The following is a 23,431-nucleotide window of genomic DNA, read 5'->3' as shown; positions in this document are numbered from 1 at the left end:
GGCCGGTCAGCTGCTGCGGTTGCGCTGTGCGGCGAGCAGCAGTTCCTCGACGCTCATGGTCTGCAGCGCGGCGGCGGGGGTGCGGGTCTCCGCGGCGGACGCGTCGGGTGTACCGGCGTCCGGAGTCCCGGCTTCGGACGCACCGGTCCCGGGCGTGCCGGTCTCCGGGGTGCCGGCGTTCCCGGGGCCCAGGGCGAGGAGGGCGTCGAGGAGTCCGGCGGTGCGGAGGGCCGACAGCGGGATGGCGGAGATCACGGCTCGCAGGGCGTCGTCGGCGTGCTCGGCGGCCAGGGCCTCGATGTCCGGGGCGAGTTCGTCGAGCAGGAAGCCGGCGAGGTCGGCGGGGGTCGGGTAGTCGAAGGTCATGGTGGCGGGCAGCCGGGTCCCGATGGCCGCGCTGAGGCCGTTGCGCAGTTCGATCGCGGCGAGGGAGTCCATGCCGAAGGCGGTGAACGGCGTGTCGGGGTCGATGGCCGCCGGGTCGTCGTGCCGGACGTGCGCGACGTGCTGCCGTACGAGGTCCAGGACGAGGGTCGGCCGCCGCTCGGGGTCGGCGGCGGCGAGCCGCCGGGCGATCGGTTCGTCGGCCGGGGCCGGGGCGGGGCTGCCCGCGCCGTCGCCGGGGCGGGCCGGCGGCGCGACGAGGTCCTTGAGCAGGGCCGGCAGCCGGTCGTATCCGGCCCGCAGGGCGGCGAGGTTGAGCCGGAGCGGGACGAGCAGCGCGTCGGGCCGGGCCAGCGCGTCGTCGAGCATGGCCAGGCCCTCGTCGGTGGGCAGGGCGGCGCTGCCGGCGAGCTCGAGTCGGATGAGATCGGCGGCGGACAGGGCGCCGCCCATGCCGTCCGCCTCCGCCCACAGACCCCAGGCGAGGGACTGGCCGGGCAGCCCGGCCTCCTGCCGGTGGGCGGCGAGCGCGTCGAGGAAGGTGTTGGCCGCGGCGTAGTTGGCCTGGCCCGCTCCGGACACGAGTCCGCTGGCGGATGAGTAGAGGACGAAGTGGGTGAGGGGGTGGTGGCGGGTGAGGTCGTGGAGGTGCCAGGCGGCGTCGGCCTTGGCGTGGAGGACGGGGTGGGTGCGGTCGGGGGTGAGGTCGGTGAGGAGGGCGTCGTCGAGGGTGCCGGCGAGGTGGAAGACGGCGGTGAGGGGGTGTTCGGGGGTGATGGTGTCGAGGAGGTGGGCGGTGGTGTCGCGGTCCGCGAGGTCGGCGGCGGCGATGCGGACGGTGGCGCCGAGGGCTTGGAGGTCGGTGGTGAGGCTGTCGGCTCCGTCGGCTGCGGGGCCGCGGCGGCTGGCGAGGAGCAGGTGTCGGACGCCGTGCCGGGTGACGAGATGGCGGGCGAGCATCGCACCGAGACCACCCGTCCCACCCGTGACCAGGACCGTGCCCTCGGGGTCGAACGGCTTCGGGTCCGGCGCGGGGTCGGTCACCGGGGCCAGCCGGGGCACGGAGCACCGGCCGCCGCGGACGCGCACCTCGAACGCGCCGGAGGCGGCGGCCGCGGGCACGGCGGCGTACGAGGCGGGGTCGGTGTCGACGTCGATCAGGCCGAGACGTCCGGGGTGTTCGGCCTCGGCGGCGCGCACCAGGCCGGCGACGGGGCCGGCCGCGAGGCCGCCGGTCACGACGACCAGTCGGCTGCCGGTGAGGGAGGGCGCGGCGAGGAACCGCTGGACCTCCTCCAGCACGCGGGCGGTGACGGCGTGGAGGGACTCCGGCAGGTCGGTGTCGTCCGTCGGGCAGCCGAGCAGCAGCAGTGCGGGCGGGGGGCCGGGGGCGTCCGTGAGCGAGGCGATGTCGGGGGTGGCGGGGACGGCGAGTCCGAAGCCGGCCTCGGGCGGGCCGACCACGGCCCATCCGCCGCCGTCGGCGGGGAGGTCCAGGCGCGTGTGGTCCACGCGGTACAGCGGGCTGCGCCGGGCCTCGGCGAGCTGCTGTTCGCTGACCGGGCGGCCGCGTACGGACCGCACGGTGGCGACGGGCGCGCCGTCGGTGTCGTAGAGGCGCAGCGAGCTGTGTTCGGCGCCGGTGGGGCGGTGGAGGTGGGCGCGGACCGCGGCGCTGCCGGGGCGGCGGACGTGGACGCCTTCCCAGGCGAAGGGGATCAGGGTCTCGCCGGTCCGCCGGTCGCCCAGTGATTCGACGTGCAGGGCCGCGTCGAGGAGGGCGGGGTGGAGGCGGTGGCGTCCGGCGTCGGCAGCGGCCTCCGGCAGTGCCACCTCGGCGTACAGGTCCTCCCCGTCGGACCAGGCGGCGCGCAGGCCCTGGAAGAGCGGGCCGTAGTGGTAGCCCTGTGCGGCGAGGCGGGCGTAGGCGTCGGTGACGTCGAGGGCCGTGGCGCCCGGCGGCGGCCAGGCGGCCGGAGCCGCGTCCGGGGTCTCGGGCGCCGCGGCGAGGGTGCCGCCGGCGTGCCGGGTCCAGGTCGTCCGCCCGTCGGGTCGGGAGTGGACGGTCACGGTCCGGGAGCCCGCGGCGTCGGGTTCGCCGACGACGACGTGGACGGTGACCGATCCGTCGGCGGGCACGATCAGCGGGGCTTCCAGGGTCAGTTCCTCGACCGTCGGCGCGCCCGTCTCCTCGCCTGCGGCGAGGGCGAGTTCGACGAAACCGGTGCCGGGCAGGAGGGTGACGCCGTGGACGGCGTGGTCGGCGAGCCAGGGGTGCTGTCCGGCGCCGAGGCGGCCGGTGAGGACGGTCCGGCCGGTGCCGGGGTCGGGCACTGCGGCGGTGAGCAGCGGGTGGGTGAGGGCGTCCAGGCCGGCGCCGGTGACGTCGTGGGCCGCGGTGCCGGCGTCGATCCAGAAGCGGCGGCGCTGGAAGGCGTAGGTGGGCAGGACGAGTTCGGGGTCGTCGGGCGCGTCGGCGAGGACGGCGGCCCAGTCGGGCTCGATCCCGGCGGTGAAGGCGCGCGCGAGGCCGGTGGCCAGTTCGCCGGCCTCGTCGCGGCCGGCACGCTGCAGGTGCACGAAGGCCGTGCCCTCGGCGTCGGCGAGCGTCTCGCGGGCCAGTGCGGTCAGGGTGGCGTCGGGGCCGATCTCGACGAAACGGGTGACGCCGCTGTCGTGGAGGGCGGTGACGCCGTCGGCGAAGCGGACGGCGCGCCGGACGTGCTCGACCCAGTACGCGGGGTCGGTGAGTTCGCCGGGGCCGGCCGGGCGGCCGGTGACGTCGGAGACGACGGTGAGTTCGGGTTCGCGGTAGTCGACGCTCGCTGCCACCTGGGCGAAGTCGGCGAGCATCGGCTCCATCATCCGGGAGTGGAAGGCGTGGGAGACGGTGAGCCGCTTGTGCCGTACGCCGTCCTCGGCGGCCCGTTCGGCGGCCTGGCGGACGGCCGGTCCGGGGCCGGAGACGACCACGGAGGTGGGCGTGTTGACCGCGGCGAGGTCCAGACCGAGGTCCTTCGTCAGCCGTGCGGCGTGCTCCTCGGTGGTGTTGAGGGCGAGCATGGCGCCGCCGGGCAGTGCCTGCATGAGGCGCCCCCGTGCCGTGACCAGGCGGGCCGCCGCGTCGAGGTCCAGGACGCCGGCGACGTGGGCGGCGGCCAGGGCGCCGACGGAGTGCCCGAGTACGGCGTCGGGGCGCAGCCCCCAGTGCCGCAGCGCGCCGGCGAGGCCGGCCTGGACGGCGAACAGGGCGGGCTGCGTCCATGCCGTACGGTCCAGGTCGCCGCTGCCGCCGGTGTCCCACAGGACGTCGCGCAGCGGGGATTCGAGGTGCCGGTCGAGGGCGGCGCAGGCGGCGTCGAACGCCTCGCGGAAGGGCGGGCAGTGGGCGTGCAGCCCGCGGCCCATGCCGGCCCACTGGGAGCCCTGGCCGGTGAACAGCCAGCCGACCCGTCCGGTCCGGCTGCGGCCGGTCACGGCGGCCCGGCCGGCCGCGATCTCCGCTATTCCGGCGAGGAGTTCGGCGGGTGTGGTGCCGACGGCGACGGCACGGTGGGGCTGGGCGTTGCGGCCGAGGGCGAGTTTGCGGGCGACCGCGCCCGTCACGACGGCCGGGTCGCCGTCGAGTGCGGCGTGCAGCCGGGCGGCCTGGTCGCGCAGTGCCTGCTCGCTGTGTCCGGACAGCGGCCAGCAGACCGGTGCGGCCGGGGTGTCGGCGGTGGCCGGTGCGGGCGGCGGCTCCGCGGCCTCCAGGATCACGTGGGCGTTGGTGCCGCTGACGCCGAAGGACGACACGGCGGCGCGGCGGGGGCGCCCGACCCGCGGCCAGCTTCGGGAGGTGGTGAGCAGTTCGACGCTGCCGGCGGTCCAGTCGACCTGGGTCGACGGGGTGTCGACGTGCAGGGTGGCGGGCAAGACGCCGGCGCGCATGGCGAGGATCATCTTCATGACGCCGGCGACGCCCGCGGCCGCCTGGGCGTGCCCGATGTTGGACTTGATCGAGCCGAGGTAGAGGGGGTCGCCGGGGCGGTCCTGGCCGTAGGTGGCGAGCAGCGCCTGGGCTTCGATGGGGTCGCCGAGCCGGGTGCCGGTGCCGTGGCCCTCGACGGCGTCGACGTCGGCGGGGCGGAGTCCGGCGGCGGCCAGGGCCTGCTGGATGACCCGCTGCTGGGAGGGTCCGTTGGGGGCGGTGAGGCCGTTGGAGGCGCCGTCCTGGTTGACGGCGGAGCCGCGGACGACGGCCAGCACCGGGTGGTTGTTGCGGCGGGCGTCGGAGAGGCGCTCCAGGAGGAGCATGCCCGCGCCCTCACCCCAGCCGGTGCCGTCGGCGGCGTCGGCGAAGGACTTGCAGCGCCCGTCGACGGCGAGGCCGCGCTGGAGGCTGAAGTCGGTGAAGGTCTCGGGGGTCGCCATCACGGTGACGCCGCCGGCCAGGGCGAGGGTGCACTCGCCGCGGCGCAGCGCCTGTATCGCCCAGTGCAGGGCGACCAGGGAGGAGGAGCAGGCGGTGTCGACGGAGACGGCGGGCCCTTCGAGGCCGAGGACGTAGGAGACCCGGCCGGAGGCGACGCTGGCGGAGCTGCCGTTGGTCAGGTAGGGGGCGAGGTCGTCGGGGACGTCCCGCAGCCGGCTGGCCCAGTCGTGGTACATGACGCCGGCGAAGACACCGGTGCGGCTTCCGTGCAGGCTGCCGGGGTCGATGCCGGCGCGCTCCACGGCCTCCCAGGAGGTCTCCAGGAGCAGCCGCTGCTGCGGGTCGACGGCGACGGCCTCGCGGGGGCTGATGCCGAAGAAGTCGGCGTCGAAGTCGGCGGCGTCGTGGAGGAAGCCGCCCTCCCGGACGTAGGTCCTGCCGGTGCGGCCGACCTCGGGGTCGTACAGGTCGGCCGTGTTCCAGCCGCGGTTGACGGGGAACGGCGAGATGCCGTCGACGCCGTGGGCGACGAGCTGCCACAGCTCCTCGGGGGTGGACACGCCGCCGGGGTAGCGGCAGGCCATGCCGACGACGGCGATCGGGTCGTCGTCGAGCGGTGCGGACGTCTCCTCGGCGGTCTCCTCGGTGCCCGTCGGGGCCAGCAGGGCGAGCACGTGGTCGGCCAGGGCCGCCGGGGTCGGGTAGTCGAAGATCAGGGAGGACGGCAGGCGCAGTCCGGTGGACGCGCCTAGGGCGTTGCGCAGTTCGATGGCGCCGAGCGAGTCGAAGCCGACCTCGCTGAAGGGACGACGGGGGTCGATCGCGCCGCCGTGCTCGTGTCCGAGGACGGCGGCCGCGTGCCGGGTGACCAGGTCCAGGACGAGGGGGCGGCGGTCCCGCTCGGTGAGGGCGGCGAGGCGGCGGGCGAGTTCACCGTCCGCGGAGCCGGCCGCCCGGGCCGCCGTACGCGGACGGCGCGGGAGGAGCGTGCCGAGCACGGACGGCAGGGGGCCGGTGCGGGCCCGCAGGGCGGGCAGGTCGAGCTGGACCGGCAGCACCACCGGCACGTCGCGGGTGAGCGCGTCGTCGAACAGGGCGAGGCTCTGCTCGGCGGTGAGCGGGGTCACGCCGGAGCGCCGGGAGCGGCGCAGGGTGACCTCGTCGAGGCGGCCGCCCATGCCCTCGTCGCCGTCCCACAGGGCCCAGGCCAGGGAGGTGGCGGGCAGGCCGAGGGTCCGGCGGTGTTCGGCCAGCCGGTCGAGGAAGGCGTTGGCGGCCGCGTAGTTGGCCTGGCCGGCCGCGTCCATGGTGGCGGCGGCCGAGGAGAACAGGACGAAGGCGCCCAGGTCGGAGTCGCGGGTGAGTTCGTGCAGGTGCCAGGCGCCGTCGACCTTGGCCGCGAAGACGCTGTCCACCTGTGCGGCGCCGAGGGTGGTGACGGCGCCGTCGGCGACGACGCCGGCCGTGTGCACGACGCCGGTCAGCGGCCGGCCCGGGTCGATGCCGGCGAGCAGCCGGGCCACGGCCTCGCGGTCGCCGACGTCGCAGGCCTCGACGCGTACGGCCGCTCCGGCCGTACGCAGTTCCTCGGCGAACTCGGCGGCGCCGGGGGCGCGTTCGCCGGAGCGGCTGGTCAGGATCAGGGAGCGGACGCCGTGCCGGGCGACCAGGTGGCGGGCCACGCGGCGGCCGAGGCCGCCGGTGCCGCCGGTGATCAGCACCGTGCCGTCGGTCCAGGGTGCGGCGGCGGCGTCGGCGGCGTCGGCGGCGGTATCGGCGTCAGCGTCAGCGGCGGCGTCGGCGGCGGCGGCGGCGGCGGTATCGGCGTCGGCGTCGGCATCGGCATCGGCATCGGCATCGGCCAGGCGGGTAAGCCGGGCCGCGTGCGGTTCCCCGTCGCGGACGGCCAGCTGGTCCTCGCCCCGGTCGGGATCGAGTGCGGCGGCGAGCGCGGCGAGCAACTGCGCCGGTTCGGCGCCGGGTTCGGTGTCCAGGAGGAGGAACCGTCCGGGGTGTTCGGCCTGGGCCGCGCGGACCAGGCCCCACACGGGGGCGGCGGCCAGTCCGCGCACGGAGCCGGCGCCGGCGGCGACGGCGTTCTGGGTGACGAAGGCCAGCCGGAGCGGGCCCAGGTCGGCGTCGAGCGCCTCCTGCAGCAGGGCGAGCACGTCGAGGGTGGCGGCGCGCGCGGCCGTCGGGGTGGCGTCCTCACCGGTGCCGACGAACACCACGGCGGCGTCGGGCGCCTCGGCCCCCTCGGCGAGGGCCGCCCGCAGCGCGGCGAGATCGGTGTGGGGCTCGCCGGGCAGGAGCACGGCCGGGGAGCCGAGCAGCGCCAGCCGGGGCGTGCCCGTACCGGCGGCGATCCGCTCCCAGCGCACCTCGTAGAGCGGGCGCTGGGGGCGGGCGGCGCCCAGCGGGCGTTCCACGACGGTCTCGACCGTGGCGACGGGGTCGCCGGCGGCGTCGGTCAGCTCGGCGTGCAGGCCGCCGGAGGCGCGCTCCAGCCGGACGCGCAGCGAGGTGGCTCCGGGGGCGTGGACGGTGACGCCGTCGAGGGAGAAGGGGATGCGGGTGCCGCCCGCGTCGGGGGCGGGCAGGAAGTCGGCGGCGTGGAAGGCCGAGTCCAGCAGGGCGGGGTGCACGAGGAACCGCTCGGCCCCGGCCCGCGTGGTCTCGTCGAGCGCCACCTCCGCGAGGACCTGGTCGCCCAGCCGCCACGCGGCCCGCAGATTGCGGAAGGCCGGGCCGAAGCCGTAACCCGCCTCGGCGCGGTCGGCGTAGAAGGCGTCGAGGTCGAGGGGTTCCGCACCGGGCGGCGGCCAGTCCTCGGAGGTGCCGTCCGGCACACGCGGCCCGGCGGACGCGCCGTTCGCCGCGGACGCGCCGTTCGCCGCGGGCGCGCCGTTCGCCGCGGATGCGCCGTTCGCCGCGGGCGCGCCCGGACCGGCCGAGACGGTGGCGCGGGCATGGGTCACCCAGCTCCCGGCGGCGGGGTCCAGGCACGAGACCCGGACCTCGCGCCGCCCGTCGGGGCCGGGTGCGGCGACCCGGACCTGCACCGGTACGGACGCGTCATCGGACAGCGTCAGCGGGGCCTGGACGAGGAGTTCGTCGACCCGCGGGCAGTCGACGGCGAGTCCGGCCCGCAGCACCAGCTCCAGCCAGCCGGTGCTGGGCAGGATGCGGTCCCCGGCGATGACGTGGTCGCGCAGCCACGGCTGGGTGCGTGCCGGGAGGAGGCCCGTCAGCAGGGTGCCGTCGCCGTCGGCGAGGGAGATCTCGGCGGTGAGCAGCGGGTGGTGCAGCGGCGTGAGTCCGGCCCCGGCGACGTCGGGCGTGGTCGGGAGGTCCAGCCAGTAACGGCGCCGCTGGAAGGCGTAGGTGGGCAGGGGGACGGCCCGGGCGCCGGGGAACAGGGCGGCGCCGCTGACGGTCGCGCCGCGCACCCAGGCCGCGCCGACCGCGTCGAGCAGGTCGCTCTCCTCGTCGCGTCCGGCGCGCAGGGTGGCCAGGGCGGCGACGTCGTCCGCGGTGTCGGGCAGGCAGCCGGGGGTCAGCGCGGTCAGGACGGCGTCGGGGCCGATCTCCAGGAAGGTGGTCGCGCCGGCGTCGTGGAGGTGGCGCACGGCGTCGGCGAAGCGCACGGTGCCGCGGATGTGCCGTACCCAGTGGTCGGCGTCCGGGGCGGCCGGCGCGCCGGTCAGGGTGGAGACGAGCGGGATGCCGGGCTCGGCGTGGGTCATCGCCTCGGCGACGCGCCGGAACTCGTCGAGCATCGGCTCCATCAGGGGCGAGTGGAAGGCGTGCGAGACGCGCAGTCGCCGGGTGCGGCGGCCCCGGTCGGTGAAGTGGCGTTCGATGCGGTCCACTTCGTCCTCGGCGCCGGAGACGACGACGGACGTCGGTCCGTTGACGGCGGCGACGGACACGGTGTCGCCGAGCAGCGGCAGCACCTCGTCCTCGCTCGCGGCCACGGCGCTCATGGCTCCGCCGGCCGGGAGTTCCTGCATCAGCCGGCCGCGCGCGACGGCCAGCATCGCGGCGTCGGGCAGCGAGAGCGTTCCCGCGACGTGGGCGGCGGCCAGTTCGCCGATGGAGTGGCCGGCGACGAAGTCGGGGCGCAGTCCCCACGATTCGACGAGTCGGTAGAGCGCGACCTCCAGGGCGAACAGGGCGGGCTGGGCGTACTCGGTGGTGTCGAGGAGTGCCGCCTCCGGTGTGCCCTCGGCCGCGAACACGACGTCGGCGAGCGGCCGGTCGAGGAGCAGGTCCAGGTGGTCGGCGACGACGTCGAAGTGGTGGGCGAACAGCGGGTGGCGCTCGTGGAGCCGACGGCCCATGCCCAGGCGCTGGGAGCCCTGGCCGGTGAAGAGGACGGCGAGGGAGCCGTCGGCGACGCGGCCGGTGGGCCGCTCCCCCGCGGCGAGCGCGGCGAGCCGTACGCGGGCCTGGTCGGCGTCGTCGGCGAGCACCACCGCCCGGTGGTCGTGGGCGGCGCGGGTGGTGGCGAGGGAGTAGGCGACGTCGCGGAGGTCGGTGTCCTCCGCGTGCGGCCCGGTGAGCCGCTCGGCGAGGCGGGCGGCCTGGGCGCGCAGCGCCGCCTCGCCGCGGGCGCTGAGCAGCAGGGGGGTGGGGCGCGGGGCGCCCGGGTGCGCGGGCGGGGCCGGGTGCGCAGGCGGGGCCGGCTGGGCGGGCGGCTCCTCCAGGACGACGTGCGCGTTGGTGCCGCTGGCGCCGAAGGAGGACACGCCGGCCCGGCGCGGGCGGTCCTCGCGCGGCTCCCACGGCCGGGACGTCGTGGTGAGCCGTACGGTGCCGGCCGACCAGTCCACGTGCGGGGTCGGGTTCTCGGCGTGCAGGGTGGCGGGCAGCACGCCGTGCCGCATCGCCATCGCCGTCTTGATCACGCCCGCGACGCCCGCGGCCGCGCCGGTGTGCCCGATGTTGGACTTCACGGAGCCCAGCCACAGGGGTTCCTCGGCCGAGTGGTCGCGTCCGTAGGTGTCGAGGATCGCGCGGGCCTCGATGGGGTCGCCGAGCCGGGTGCCGGTGCCGTGCGCCTCGACGGTGTCGACCTGGTCGCCGGTGAGCCCGGCGTCGGCGAGGGCCTGCCGGATGACCTTCTTCTGCGCCTGGCCGCTGGGGGCGGTGAGGCCGTTGCTGGCGCCGTCCTGGTTGATGGCGGTGCCGCGCACCACGGCGAGGACGGGGTGGCCCGCCTTGACGGCGTCGTCGAGCCGTTCCAGGACGAGCATGCCGGAGCCCTCGGCGAAGGCGGTGCCGTCGGCCTCGGCGGCGAAGGCCTTGCAGCGGCCGTCGGCGGCCAGGCCGCGCTGTCTGCTGAAGGTGGTGAACGTGCCGGGGCTGGAGATGACGGCGACGCCGCCCGCCAGGGCCAGGCCGCACTCGCCGCGGCGCAGCGCCTGCACGGCGAGGTGCAGGGCGGTGAGGGATCCCGAGCAGGCGGTGTCGACCGTGAGGGTCGGGCCTTCCAGGCCCAGGGTGTAGGCGACGCGCCCGGAGACGACGCTGGGCAGGTTGCCGAGGAGCAGGTGGGCGTCGACACCGTCGGGGGCCTCGTGGGTGCGGGGGCCGTACTCGTGCGGTTCGACGCCGACGAACACGCCGGAGCGGCTGCCGCGCAGCGTCGTCGGGTCGATGCGGGCGTGCTCCAGCGCCTCCCACGCGGTCTCCAGGACGAGACGCTGCTGCGGGTCCATGGCGACGGCCTCCTTCGGCCCGATGCCGAAGAACTCCGCGTCGAAGTCGCCCGCGTCGGGCAGGAATCCGCCTTTGCGGACGTAGCTGCTGCGGGGCGCGTCCGGGTCGGGGTCGAAGAGGGTGTCGAGGTCCCAGCCGCGGTCCTCGGGGAAGTCGCCGACGACGTGTTCGCCGCCGGCCACCACCCGCCACAGGTCGTCGGGCGAGCCGATCCCGCCGGGGTAGCGGCAGCCGATGCCGACGATCGCGATCGGTTCGTCGTCGCGGGCCCGGTGCGGCTCCGGCTCGGGCGCCTCGTCCGGGGTGCCGAGCAGACGGGCCCGCAGGTAGCGCACGAGCAGGGCGGGCCGCGGGTACTCGAAGCCGACCGTGACGGGCAGGTCGAGTCCCGTCCGGGCGACCAGCCGGGCGTGCAGCTCGACCAGGCCGAGCGAGTCGAGCCCGAGGTCGCGGAACGGGCGCTCGGGGTCGATCTCGCCCTCCGCCTCCGGGTCGGTGCGGAGCCGGATCTCGTGCAGCTGCTCGCGCAACAGCCGGGTCAGTTCCGCGCTCGTCGGGGCGGTCGGCTGCGGAGTGGTGGCACCGCGCTCCACGGGGGAGCCGGCGTCATCGGCGGGGTTCACTGTGCTGTCACCTCGACACCTCGGGTTCCGACGGGAAGAGCGGGTGCGTCTCGCGGCTCGACGGTAGCTTTCGGCGGGAATCCGCCCCACCCCTGCGATTGGGAGGACTCCCCCTAGGGGTGTCTCCCGCTCGGATCGGGTCGGGTCGGGTCGGGTCGGATCGGGTCGGGTCGGGGACCGGTGCCGCACGCACGTCCACGAGGTGGGCCCCGGTGACCGGCCCGGCGCCCCGAGAGCCGGGATTCCCCGGAGGCCCAAGAGGCCCCGCAAGCCCTCGGGGCACTGGGGGCCCTGGGGCCCTGGAGGCCATGGGGCGCTGGAGGCCATGGGGGCCCTGGGCCGGCAGGTGTTCAGCGGGGGACGCCGGCCAGCAGGGCGCGCCGGTCGGCCTTGCCGTTGCTGGTGAGCGGGATGTCGCCGACGAAGTGGACGCTCTGCGGGAGCATGTAGGCCGGCAGGGCCGCCGCGCAGAAGGCGCGGACCGTGGCCGCCGTCGCACCCTGGCCGGGCGCGCCGTCCTCGCGTACCAGGAAGGCGCTCAACACCGGCTCCGTGTCGCCCCGTTCGTCGAGGACGACCACGGCCGAGGCGACGCCCTCGTGCTGTTGCAGGCGGCGCTCGATCTCACCGAGCTCCACCCGGTTGCCGCGCACCTGCACCTGCGAGTCGACGCGGCCGCAGAAGTACAGCTCGCCCTCCTGGCCGCGGTACGCGAGGTCGCCGGTGCGGAAGACGATCTGGCCGGAGGCGGGGTCGAAGGGGTCGGGGACGAGCGCGGCGGCGGTGGCCTCGGGGTCGTTCCAGTAGCCGCTGAACAGGGCGGGGCTGCGCAGGTAGATCTCGCCGGTGCGTCCGGGTTCGGTGACCGCCCGGCCGTCCGCGCCGACCAGGGCCATCTCCGCGCCCGGGTGCGCCCAGCCGATGGACGGCCGCTCCAGGGTGGCGGGGAGGGGCGTGGGTACGGCGGTGAGCGAGGCGGCCATCGACTCGGTGGCGCCGTAGCCGTTGACGATCTGCGCCCGCGGCAGCAGCTCGGACAGACGGCGCATCTCCGGCAGCGGGAACTCCTCGCCGGAGTAGACGATCCGGCGCAGGGAGCTCATCGCGCCCAGTTCGGCCGGTGCGGTGCGCAGCACGGGCCGCCAGATGGAGGGGACGCCGTGCACCTGGCCGACCTCGGCCTCCGCGAGGAAGTCCAGGAAGCGGCGGGGCCAGCCGAGTTCGTCCCGTGGTACGGGGACGATGGTGGCGCCGCAGCCCAGCGCCATGCCGGTGTCGACGAGGGAGAAGTCGAACTGCAGCGGCGACGTGGTGGCGACCCGGTCGCCGGGGGCGACGAAGCCGAGCCGCCGCACACCGCGCAGGAAGGCCAGGACTCCGCGGTGGGTCATCACCACGCCCTTGGGACGGCCGGTGGTACCGGAGGTGAAGATGATGTAGACGGGGTCGGTGGGTGTCACTCCTCCCCGGATGCGCGGTCCGGTGCGCGGGGCCCGCTCGATGCGCAGGCCCTCGTCCCCGAAGCGGCCGGTGCCTACGGTGTCGGGCAGGGTGTCGCGCGTGCCGTCGCCGAACTGCAGGAAGAGGGCGGGCCGGGCGCTGTCGACGATCAGGGCGAGGCGCTCGTCGGGCATGTCGGGCGCCACGGGGACGAAGGGCAGCCCGAGCGTCGCGCAGGCCAGCAGCACGGCGACGGCCGACGAGCAGTGGTGGGACTGGACGACGACGCGCTCGCCGACGTCCAGTCCCAGCCGGTCCAGGGCGGCGACGTACTCGTCGACGAGGCCTTCCAGTTGCGCGTAGGTGAAGGTGCGCAGGCCTCCGCCGGGGGCGCGTTCCACCAGGGCGGGCGCGTCGGGGGTGGTGGCGGCCGCGGCCAGAAGATAGCCGCGCAGGTTGTCGTTCTCGTCGGTGGCACAGGCGAAGCGGACCGAGGGCGGGGGCTGCGGCGTCACGGGTGCTCCTGTCGGAGAAGAGGGGGTCGGCGGTGCCCCGCGGGGAGTTCCGCGGCACCTTCCGGGCGCCGAATCTAATGAGTCCGGGGCCTGCCGGCAGCGCCTTCGGGACTGCTTCGCAGCGGCCTCCCGGGGCTTAGGGGACGCTAGGGGTTCTGTGCGCTTGCGGGCGTCAGGAAACTCGGCACGACGAGGCGTGCGAACGGCTGAACGAGGCGCCCGCACGCCGTTGATCGGCCACTCTGGAGGGCGCGTGGACAACGGAAGAGCGACGGGTACGGCGATGGTCTTCCCCGGGATCAGCGCCACGCCCTATGCCGACCTCGCGAAGTTCCTGATGCTCGGCAGGTCGGCCCGCGCGCTGGTCGCCGAGGCGAGCGACACGCTCGGCTACCACCTGCTGGACCGGTACAAGGCCGACGACGGGCGGTTCACGGAGAGTTCGCGGGTGGCCTTCCTGGTGAGCTGTCTGGCGCTGGCCCGGGACGCCGAACTGCGCTCAGGGCTGCGGCCGGACGTCGTCGTCGGGCCGAGCTTCGGCGGGATGGCTGCCGTGGTGTACGCGGGCGCGGTCGGCCTGGCCGACGCGGTACGGATGACCGCGGGCTGGAGCGCCTGTGTGGACGGGTACTTCGCCGAGCACCACACCGACACGGTCTCGCAGTCCTGCGCCCGGTTTCCTGAGGCGGAACTGGAGGCGGTGCTCGCGCAGCTGCGGGCGGCGGACGAGTGGCACGACGTGGCCTGCTACGTCGACACGGACTTCGTGATCGTCTCGGTGCGCGAGGCGCGGCTGCCGTGGCTGGTGGAGCAGATGCGGGCGCGCGGCGGTCTGCCGCTCGCCACGATGCGTCCGCCCATGCACTCGCCGTCCTTCGCCCCACTGCGCGAGGAGGTGGACCGCGAGGTGTTCTCGCGGCTGGAGTTCACCGACCCGGTGCTGCCGCTGGTCGACGACCACGACGGCACGGAGGTCCGAACGGCCCGGCAGGTACGGGACATGGTGCTGGACGGCATCGTGGCGCCGGTGCGCTGGCCGGGCGTCGTGGAGGCGCTGCGGGCCCGCGGGGTGACCGAGCTGGTCGTCGCCGGCCAGGACAGTCTGTGGGGCCGGGTCCGCGCCAGCACCGACAACTTCACGGTGACCACGCTGACTCCCCGGCGCGCCCTGGTGCCGCAGCCCCGCCGGCTGCCGGCGGGCACCGGATGAGCGGGCGGTCGCCGGCGGTGGATCCGCCGGCGCGCGGCTCATGCCGCGGTCCGCACCTCGGTGAGGGTCCGCCACAGCTGTCCGGGGGTGGCGAAGCGCTCCATGCTCATGGCGTCGTTGCTGAAGCGCACCCCGTAGGCGGCCTCGAGCTCGGCGAGCAGTTCGACGGTCGCCATGGAGTCGAGGCCCAGGTCCCTCAGGGGCAGGTCCTCGGTGAGCGGCTCGTCGGCGCCCATGAACGGGGTGTGGCGGCGCAGCAGTTGCTCGAACTCGGAATCCCACATGGTCGGGCCCTTCCCCCTCGGCGAATTCGGCGCCAACCTACGGGCGCCCCCGACCCGGCAACAACCCCTAACCCTGGCAGGAGACCACGATGATCGAGCCGGTAGCGGACGCCGGGGTGCACCACCGTTTCCTCAGCGGTCTGCGCGTCGCCGCCGACCGCCCCGCGCTGTGGCTGGGTGCGCAGGAGCAGTACTCGTACCGCGAGGTGCACGACACGGCGTTGCGCTGGGCGGGCACGCTCACCCGCCGTCTCGGGCGTCGCCCGGGCCGGGTCGCGGTGCTCGCGGGCAAGAACCGCACCGGCTACACGGGCGTCCTGGCCGCGCTCTACTCCGGGGGGACGGCCGTGCCGCTGCACGTGCAGTGGCCGGCCGGGCAGATCGGGCAGATGCTGCGGGCGGCGGAGGTCGAGGCGGTGATCGCCGATCCGGACGGTCTGGTCACGGTGCGGGAGGCGGGTCCGGACCTGCCGGTGCTGTGCCCGGACCTGCCCTCCGACGGCGGGCCGGGCGCCGGGCTGCTGCGGGAGGAGCCGGGTGACACGCTGGTGGAGCCGGCCGGGGTCGCCGCCGACGACCTCGCCTATGTGCTGTTCACCTCGGGCTCCACCGGGCGGCCCAAGGGGGTGCCGCTGACGCACGCCAACTTCCGGCACTACTTCGACGTGGTCGACGCGCGCTACGACTTCGGCGTCGGTGACGCTTTCGCCCAGACCGTCGAGCTGAACTTCGACTGCGCGATCTTCGACCTGTTCTGCGCGTGGGGTGCGGGCTCCTGCGTGCACCCCGTCCCGCCGACCGCGTATCTCGACCTCCCGGGGTTCGTCCGGGAGCGGAGGATCACCGTGTGGTTCTCCACGCCGAGCGCCATCGCCCTGGTCCGGCGCACCGGCGGCCTCGCCCCGGGCTCGATGCCGGGGCTGCGCTGGAGCTTCTTCGCGGGTGAGGCACTGAAGTGCGCCGACGCGGCGGACTGGCACCGGGCGGCCGACCACGGCGTCATCGAGAACCTCTACGGTCCGACCGAGCTGACGATCACGGTGAGCGCGCACCGCTGGTCGGCGCAGATCTCCACCGAGCTCGCGGTCAACGGGATCGTGCCGATCGGCGCCCTGCACGAGGGGCTGCGGGCGCGGATGCTGGACGCGGACGGCGAGGAGAGCAAGGAGGGCGGGGAACTCTGCGTGAGTGGTCCGCAGTTGACGCAGGGTTACCTGGACGCGGAGGACGACGCGGGGCGGTTCTTCGTCGCGGACGGGGACGTCTGGTACCGCACCGGCGACCGGGTGGTGCGGACGGCCGACCAGTTCAGCTATGTGGGGCGGCTCGACTCACAGGTACAGATCAAGGGTCTCCGGGTGGAGCTCGCGGAGGTCGACGACGCGGCGCGATCCTGCCCGGGTGTGAGCGACGCGGTGGCGGTGGCCCGCCCGGCCGACGACTCGCTCGAGTTGGTGGTTTTCTACACCGGCGAGCCGGTCGCCCCGGCCGCCTTCGTCCGGCACCTCAGGCCCCTGCTGCCCGGCGGCGCGCTGCCGCGCGAGTTCCGGCACCTGGTGGAGTTCCCGCTGAACTCGAACAAGAAGATCGACCGCAAGGCGCTTTCCGGCCGGGCCCGGATCCGGCCGGAACCGCGCGGCCTGGGCCTGTGACGGACCGCGCGCCGGGGCATTTGACGGACCGCGAGCCGGGGCACGTGACGGATCGCGAGCCTGGGCCTGTGACGGACCAGGCCTGACGGGGCCGGTCACGGACCAGGCCTGACGGGGCGGGCCGGAGCCCGACGGGACGTCGAAGCCCCCGAGGCCGGGCCGGGGTGACGGGACCACATCGAAGTCCCGAGGCCGCATCGGAGCCGACGGGACCGGGTCGAGGCCCGCGAAGCCCCCTCGGAGCCGACGGGACCGTATCGAGGCCCGCGAAGCCGCGTCGGAGCCGGCAGGACCGGATCGAAGCCCGGAGGCCGGGCGGAGCCCAAAGGGCGGCGGGCCGCCGGACCGGGTCAGGACTGACGGGCGGTCCGGCGGCCGCGGCTCCTCGTCGCCTCGCGCTCGGCGATCCGCACCCCGATGCCGTCGAGCACGACCCGCAGACCGAACGCCGGGCCGCCCTCGTCCGTCGGGTCGAACGCGCCGGACTCCATGGCCTCCAGCAGCGCCGGGTAGCGCTCGCCGTGATCGCGGACCAGGCCGGCGATGGCCGTGCCCCAGTGCTCGTTCGAGATCTCGGCCGTCGGGCCGGCGGGGGCGTTGCCCGCGTACTGCACCCAGCTGCGGACATGGCCGTTGACGGCGACGACCGCGTCGGTCTTCTCGCTGCCACTGAGCGCCGTACCGCCGAGGGCGGAGACGGCGGATTCCAGCCACCCGAGTTCGTTGGGCCCCATGGCCCGGCCCAGGGTCGCCGCGAGCACCGCCCAGGGGTGGTCGTTGAGGACCACGAGGTAGCAGTGCGCCCACACCTCGAGCTTGGCGCGCCAGTCACCGATCGTGTCCTCCAGGATCGGCGGATCGCCGAGCGCGGCGTCGATCATGAGGCTGACCAGATCGTTCTTCCCTGGCAGATAGCGGTACAGGGACATCGTGCTGCGGCCGAGCTCCTTGGCCACCCTCTGCATCGAGACGGCCGAGAAGCCCTCCCGGTCCGCGATGTCGATGGCGCACTCGACGATGCGCTCGACGGTCAGCGCCGGCTTGGGCCCGCGGGCCGATGGCCCCCGTCCGCCCCAAAGCAGCTCCAGGGTCCGAGAGAAGTCATCGCTGTCCTGTTTCGACACAGACACTCCAGTCATCGAGCACGGAGCGATTGACCGCCCCGCACTTCTGCGTATAGCTTACACAAGTGAGTACGGCATACACAGTTACCGTGCTCGTCGAGTCACGCGTAGTCGAATCCCGCGTAGAACCGGAGACCTCTGATGGTTACCTCTCCAACCGCTCCCCGCCTAGCCGCCCCGCCCGAACTCGGGGGGCGTCGCTGGGTGGCGCTCGTGGTGATCTGCATGGCCGCACTGTTGTTGAGCGTTGACCTTACCGTCCTGCAGCTGGCCATCCCTTCGCTCATCCAGGACCTGGAGCCCACGTCCAGCCAGGTGCTCTGGATCGCGGACATCTACGGGCTCGCCCTGTCCGGCCTGCTGGTCACGATGGGTAACCTCGGCGACCGGATCGGCCGCAAGAAGCTGCTCCTCGCGGGCTCCTTCTCCTTCGCCGCGGCCTCGGTGCTCTGCGCCTACGCGGACTCGCCGGCGTGGCTCATCGCGGGGCGGGCACTGCTCGGTGTGGCCGGCGCGACGGTCTACCCGACCACGCTCTCCATCATCCGCAACATCTTCACCGACCCGAAGGAGCGCACCACGGCGGTCGGCATCTGGGCCGCCATGATCAGCGGTGGCATGGCGATCGGCCCCGTCGTCGCCGGCCCGCTGCTCAACAACTTCTGGTGGGGGTCGGTCTTCTTGATCAACGTCCCCATCATGGTACTGCTCTTCTCGGTGGCGGTCGTGGTCGTGCCCGAGTCCCGCAGCCCGCTGCCCGGCCGGATCGACCCGGTCAGCGTGGTCCTGTCGATCGTCGGCGTCGTCGGCATCGTCTACGCCATCCAGGAGTCGGTGCACGACGGCTTCACCGACAAGCGGGTGCTGATCGCCACCGTGGTCGGCGTCGTCGCCCTCGTGCTCTTCGGCCTCAAGCAGGCCCGCATGGAGCACCCGCTGATCGACGTCAAGCTCTTCAGGAACATGGCGTTCTCCGGCGCCGTCGCGTCCAACACCTTCGCCCTGTTCGCCTTCATCGGCACGACGCTGCTGCTCAGCCAGTACTTCCAGCTGGTGCACGGATGGTCGCCGCTCAAGTCGGGTCTCGCGATGCTGCCGCCCGCCGGTGTGGCCATCATCGTGGCCCCGATGATCGGCATGCTGGTGCCGAAGATCGGGCGGGCGAAACTGTGCGCCTTCGGCCTCGCCGTCGGTGCGGGAGCGATGGCCTTCTACAGCGTCCTGGAGGTCGACACGAGCTACGCCATCGTCGTCATCCCGGTCGTCCTCCAGGCGATCGGCGCCGTGTCCACCTTCACCGTCACCTCGGACACCATCGTCAACAGCGCGCCCAAGGAGCGCTCCGGCGCCGCGTCCGCCCTGGCCACCACGGCGGCCGAGCTCGGTGGCGCGCTGGGCATGGCGGTGCTCGGCACCATCCTCAACAACCGCTACACCCACACCCTGAAGCTGCCCGAGGGCACCCCGGCCGAGGTGGCGAGCGCGGCCAAGGACTCCCTCGGCGGAGCTCTGCAGGCCACCGCGGCGCTGCCCGAGAAGGTGGCCTCCGCCGTCATCGACGCGGCCGACGCCGCCTTCATGCGCGGTCTGCACAGCGCCGTGCTGCTCAACGTGGTGATCCTCGGGGTCGTCGCGATCGTGGCACTGATCACGCTGCGGAACGCCCCGGCCGAGTACCCGGAGGACTTCGAGGAGGAGTTCCCCGGGCTGAGCGGATACCTCGCCCAGCACCCGGAGGAGGCCGCCACCACGGGCCACGGCGACAGCCCGACGGTCCCTGCCCCGGCCGGCCGGCCCGGGGACGTGCCCTCGGGCCCCGAGCGGCTCACGGGCAGCTGATCAGGACGGCACCGTACGGCGTCCCCGACGCCCACGCGGCGTCCCGACCCCCCACCCAGAAAGGCGGAACCCATGCCTGTAGGTCGTGTAGTGAGCTTCGACAGCGTTCACGGCTACGGCTTCGTCAGCCGTCCCTCGGGCGAGGACGCCTTCATGCACGCGAACGACATCCTCTGCGACCGGCACCTCATCACACCCGGGGTGCCCGTCCAGTTCGAGGAGACCGAGAGCGAGCGGGGTCTGCGGGCCGTCAACGTCCGCCCCGTCGCCCAGGTGCCGGCCGCCGAGGCCGACGGCCGGCACCCCGCGGCCGCCGGCACGGCGGCCGCGTCAGCCACCCGGAGGGTGACGTCGGCCGAACTCCTCCAGGAGTTCACCGACGTGATCATCTCCTGTGCCCCGTCGGTGACGGCGGCCCAGATCTCCCGGCTGCGCGAGCGGCTGCTGGGGGTGGCCCGCGGCCACGGCTGGGTGCTCGACTGACCTCCGGAACGCCCCGCGGAACACCGCGGACGGGGCACCCCTAGGTCTGCGGTGAGCAGCAATCTAGGGGTCGTCCGCCCTCGGCGCGCGTGGCTATAAAGAGGCCCGGGGCGCGGCGGGCGAAACCCCGCCGGCATCCCGCGCGAAGCCGCCGCACCACCGCGCACGCGCAATCCCTTCCAGTGCCTACGGAGGCGAATCATGGGCCGGGTCGATGGCAAGGTCGTCGCAATCACCGGCGCCGCCCGCGGACAGGGCCGCAGCCACGCGCTGCGCCTTGCCGAGGAGGGCGCGGACATCATCGCGTTCGACATCTGCCAGGACATTCCCGTCGCCGACTACGGCATGTCGACGGGCACGGAACTCGACGAGACCGCCGAGCTGGTGAGGAAGTCCGGACGGCGCGCCGTGGTCCGGCAGGTCGACATCCGCGACCGTGCGGCGCTCGACCGGGCCTTCGCGGAGACGGTCGGGGAACTCGGCCGGCTCGACGCGGTCGTCGCGAACGCCGGCATCAGCCCGGTCGGCATGGACCGACCGCTGAACGCGTTCACCGACACCATCGACGTCAATCTGCTCGGCACCATCTCCACCGTGCACGCCGCACTCCCGCATCTCGCCGACGGCGCTTCGGTCATCGTGATGGGCTCGGTCGCCGGCCTGGCGCCGGAGCTCGCGGGCAACGCCGTCGCCGGCCCGGGCGGATACGGCTACAGCTTCGCCAAGAAGACGCTCGTCGACTACGTCAACTGGCTCGCCGTGCAGCTCGCCCCGAAGGGCACCCGCGTCAACGCGGTCCACCCGGGCAACGTCGCGACCCGCATGGTGCAGAACGAGTCCACCTACCGCACCTACCGCCCCGACCTCGAGCATCCCACCGAGGCCGACGCCGAGGTGCTGTTCAGGAACTTCCACGCCATGGGCGTTCCGCTGCTGGATCCGATCGACATCTCCCACGCCGTGGTCTACCTGGCCTCGGACGAATCGCGGTACCTCACCGGCGTACAGCTGAAGATCGACGCCGGAGCCCTGGCGGAGCGAGAGATCCAGCGCTGAGCCGCCCTGGCGGGAACCGCGTGCCCACCCGGCCTTTCGGCCACCGACCCAGTTTGGAGAATCCATGAGCGCCATCGACGGCAAGTGGTCCATCACCATCGCCTCCCCCATCGGCCCGCAGGAGGGCAGCATCGACGTCACCCGGAACGGGGGCGCGCTCTCCGGCACCGCGACGGCGATGGGCAGCACCGTGGACATCGAGAACGGGCGCCTTGACGGCGACCGTGCCCAGTTCACCATCAACATGACGCGCCCGATGCCCATGAAGATGGACTTCGACCTGATCGTCGCCGAGGACAACCTGACCGGCGCGACCGTCGCGGGCAGCTTCGGCCGGATGACGGTGACCGGGCAGCGCGCCTGACCCGGAGCCCCGCCGAAGGTGCCACCAGGCCCGCGGAAACCGTGCGACACCCCCTCTTCATCCCCCGTAGCGGGAGCGCACGGTTTCCGCGTCCCCTTTCTCCGCACCGCTCCCCGCCCGCCCGTCCCCGACGGGCGGCGTACGCATGCGAGGCCGACCATGCATCTCGTACGGGGCGAGCGCGGGCACCCTCCCGGCTGCTGGGAGGAGCTGCACCGCGGGCAGTCGCCCGAACTGATCCTCGCGATAGGCCGACCGCTGCTCGGACCGCCGGGCGCCGATCTCCGGCCCGTGGCACCGCTGTTGGACACCGAACACACCGTATGGCAGGCCCTCGGGCCGCCGCCCGGACACCGGCCCCGCGGGCTGGACCTGCACCGCTGTCTCACGCCGTGGCTCGAGGGCGTGACCGCCGGGGGCCTCCGGGTCCGCGCCGTCCTGGGACTCGGCCCCGGCGCACTCTACGCGGACCTGATCGCCGCGGGCGTGGCCCGCCGGCAGCGCACCGCCCCCGTCGTGCTCCTGCCCGAACCGGCGGCCGCCGTCGGCGAGTCGATCCCGGAGCAGTGCCGCCGCCTCGTCGCGCGCGTCTCGGGACCGCGTCGGCCTCCCGCCTCCGGCCCGCTCCGCTCGACGGCCGGTCTGACCCAGGACGTACTGGACCTCACGGCCTCGCGTCTGCCGATCCGGACCGAGCACCGACTCCCGCTGATCTAGGGTGACAAGCATGTCGACACAGGGGGCTCTGCGAGCCATCAGTGACTTGCACGTCGGCTACGCCGACAACCGTGAGGTCGTCGAGGCACTCCGGCCTTCCTCCCCGCACGACTGGCTGATCGTCGCCGGCGACGTCGGGGAGCGCATGGAGGACATCACCTGGGCGCTCACCCTGCTCAGCGAACGCTTCGCCCAGGTGGTCTGGGTACCCGGCAACCACGAGCTGTGGACACACCCGGAGGACCCGGGCGCGCTCCGCGGCGTCGCACGCTACGAGCAACTCGTGGCCCTGTGCCGCCGCCTGGGCGTCCTCACGCCGGAGGACCCGTACCCGACGTGGACGGGACCGGGCGGCCCCGTGCGCGTCGCCCCGCTCTTCCTGCTCTACGACTACTCCTTCCTCACCCCCGGCACGAGCACCGTGGAGCAGTCGCTCGCCGCGGCGCGCGAGGCCGGGATCGTCTGCACCGACGAGTACTTCCTCCACCCCGACCCCTACCCGAGCCGGCAGGCATGGTGCGCGGCGCGGCTGGCGGAGACCGAGCGGCGGCTCGAGGAGGCGGCCGGCGACCTCCCGCTCGTCCTGGTCAACCACTGGCCCCTGATACGCCACCCCACGGAAGTGATGACGCACCAGGAGTTCGTCCAGTGGTGCGGAACGGTGCACACCGCGGACTGGCACCTCCGCTTCGGCACGGCGGCGGTGGTCTACGGGCATCTGCACATACCCCGCAGCACCGGCTACGACGGCGTGCCCTTCCACGAGGTCTCGCTCGGCTACCCCAGGGAGTGGCGCCGCTTCGGACTCCGCTCCGACCTGGCCCGCCAGATCCTCCCCGCGCAGCCCGCCGCCCGGCTCCCCTTCACCAGCGCCGGGTCCGGAGGCGGGTCCGCGTGATCGGCCGCATCCTGCCGCCCGCGGTGCGCTGGTCGCACAGCTTCGGCGACCGCGACGACCCGCTGTTCCCCGAGGAACTCGCCCTCGTGGAACGGGCCGTCGAGAAACGCCGCGCCGAGTTCGCCACGGTCCGCGCCTGCGCCAGGGAGGCCCTGGCCGCACTGGGCCATCCGCCCGCACCGCTGCTCCCGGGCCTGCGGGGTGCGCCCGTCTGGCCGGACGGCGTCGTCGGCAGCATGACGCACTGCGCCGGCTACCGTGCGGCCGTGGTCGCCCCGAGCGACGAGATCGCCCTGCTCGGCATCGACGCCGAACCGCACGCCGCCCTGCCCGAGGGTGTCCTGGACACCATCGCCCGGCCCGAGGAGCACACCTCGCTGGCCGCGCTGCCGACCGCCGGGGGCATCGCCTGGGACCGGCTCCTGTTCAGCGCGAAGGAATCCGTCTACAAGGCCTGGTTCCCCGTGACCCGGAGCTGGCTCGACTTCGACGAGGCCTCCATCGTCATCGCCCCGGACGGTACGTTCACCGTGCGCGTCCTGATCCCGGGATTCGCCCCGACCGGTGAGCGGCTGACCGGCTTCCACGGGCGCTGGCTCGTCGACCGGGACATCGTCGTGACCTGCATCGCCATGACCGGGATCCGCTAGGACCGCGAGAAGGTGCCGCAGGGCCCCGGCGCTGCCGGCAGGCCACGCGGAGGT

The 23,431-nt window shown here is 74.4% G+C and carries 12 protein-coding genes and 1 pseudogene; 9 read left to right on the top strand and 4 right to left on the bottom strand.

The window, feature by feature from the left end; translation table 11 throughout:
* Positions 1-6 precede the first annotated feature (6 nt).
* Both ACIRQF_RS33845 and ACIRQF_RS33840 read right to left on the bottom strand, forming a co-directional pair.
* Positions 7-11,145, bottom strand: a pseudogene (locus ACIRQF_RS33845) (type I polyketide synthase); the annotation flags it as partial.
* Positions 11,146-11,495: 350 nt separating this feature from the next.
* Positions 11,496-13,100, bottom strand: a complete 1,605-nt coding sequence (locus ACIRQF_RS33840; RefSeq protein WP_404098269.1) for an AMP-binding protein — start codon at positions 13,098-13,100, stop codon at positions 11,496-11,498.
* A gap of 253 nt (positions 13,101-13,353) precedes the next feature.
* Here ACIRQF_RS33840 and ACIRQF_RS33835 point away from each other — a divergent pair, with 253 nt between their 5' ends.
* Positions 13,354-14,310 carry an ACP S-malonyltransferase gene (locus ACIRQF_RS33835; protein WP_389752502.1) on the top strand — a complete coding sequence of 319 codons (957 nt, stop codon included), beginning with the start codon at positions 13,354-13,356 and terminating at the stop codon, positions 14,308-14,310.
* Positions 14,311-14,348: 38 nt separating this feature from the next.
* Here the strand turns inward: ACIRQF_RS33835 and ACIRQF_RS33830 are convergent, their stop codons facing one another.
* Positions 14,349-14,594, bottom strand: coding sequence for an acyl carrier protein (locus ACIRQF_RS33830; protein WP_404098266.1), 246 nt, complete (start codon positions 14,592-14,594; stop codon positions 14,349-14,351).
* Between the two features lie 89 nt (positions 14,595-14,683).
* Between ACIRQF_RS33830 and ACIRQF_RS33825 the strand changes: the two genes are divergently transcribed.
* Entirely contained in the window at positions 14,684-16,246 is a 1,563-nt protein-coding gene (locus tag ACIRQF_RS33825) for an AMP-binding protein (protein ID WP_404098263.1), read from the top strand.
* A gap of 350 nt (positions 16,247-16,596) precedes the next feature.
* On the opposite strand, the gene ACIRQF_RS33820 is transcribed toward ACIRQF_RS33825, so the two are convergent.
* Positions 16,597-17,370, bottom strand: a complete 774-nt coding sequence (locus ACIRQF_RS33820) for a TetR/AcrR family transcriptional regulator (RefSeq protein WP_376633431.1) — start codon at positions 17,368-17,370, stop codon at positions 16,597-16,599.
* Between the two features lie 141 nt (positions 17,371-17,511).
* Here ACIRQF_RS33820 and ACIRQF_RS33815 point away from each other — a divergent pair, with 141 nt between their 5' ends.
* The 7 genes from ACIRQF_RS33815 to ACIRQF_RS33785 all read left to right on the top strand — a co-directional run bounded on the left by ACIRQF_RS33815 (position 17,512) and on the right by ACIRQF_RS33785 (position 23,377).
* Complete coding sequence (locus ACIRQF_RS33815) at positions 17,512-19,209, top strand: DHA2 family efflux MFS transporter permease subunit (protein WP_404098259.1); 1,698 nt, start codon at positions 17,512-17,514, stop codon at positions 19,207-19,209.
* Between the two features lie 72 nt (positions 19,210-19,281).
* A complete protein-coding gene (locus tag ACIRQF_RS33810) occupies positions 19,282-19,692 on the top strand; it encodes a cold-shock protein (RefSeq protein WP_404098256.1) in 411 nt (136 codons plus the stop codon).
* 201 nt (positions 19,693-19,893) lie between these two features.
* The gene (locus tag ACIRQF_RS33805) at positions 19,894-20,748 is read left to right on the top strand and encodes a mycofactocin-coupled SDR family oxidoreductase (protein WP_376633438.1); all 855 of its coding nucleotides are present in this window, start codon (positions 19,894-19,896) and stop codon (positions 20,746-20,748) included.
* A gap of 64 nt (positions 20,749-20,812) precedes the next feature.
* Complete coding sequence (locus ACIRQF_RS33800) at positions 20,813-21,112, top strand: hypothetical protein (RefSeq protein ID WP_376633440.1); 300 nt, start codon at positions 20,813-20,815, stop codon at positions 21,110-21,112.
* Positions 21,113-21,271: 159 nt separating this feature from the next.
* Positions 21,272-21,829: a hypothetical protein gene (locus ACIRQF_RS33795; protein WP_404098252.1), complete on the top strand. Its 558-nt coding sequence runs from the start codon at positions 21,272-21,274 to the stop codon at positions 21,827-21,829.
* A gap of 10 nt (positions 21,830-21,839) precedes the next feature.
* Positions 21,840-22,727: a metallophosphoesterase family protein gene (locus tag ACIRQF_RS33790; RefSeq protein WP_404098249.1), complete on the top strand. Its 888-nt coding sequence runs from the start codon at positions 21,840-21,842 to the stop codon at positions 22,725-22,727.
* A complete protein-coding gene (locus tag ACIRQF_RS33785; protein ID WP_404098246.1) occupies positions 22,724-23,377 on the top strand; it encodes a 4'-phosphopantetheinyl transferase in 654 nt (217 codons plus the stop codon). The genes ACIRQF_RS33790 and ACIRQF_RS33785 overlap by 4 nt, the downstream gene beginning before the upstream one ends.
* The last annotated feature ends 54 nt before the right edge of the window (positions 23,378-23,431 follow it).

It is taken from the genome of Streptomyces sp. NPDC101191 (assembly GCF_044767915.1).
GTDB lineage: Bacteria > Actinomycetota > Actinomycetes > Streptomycetales > Streptomycetaceae > Streptomyces.
The sequence above is the reverse complement of the archived record's forward strand: the minus strand, read 5'-3'. Positions and strand labels throughout refer to the sequence as shown.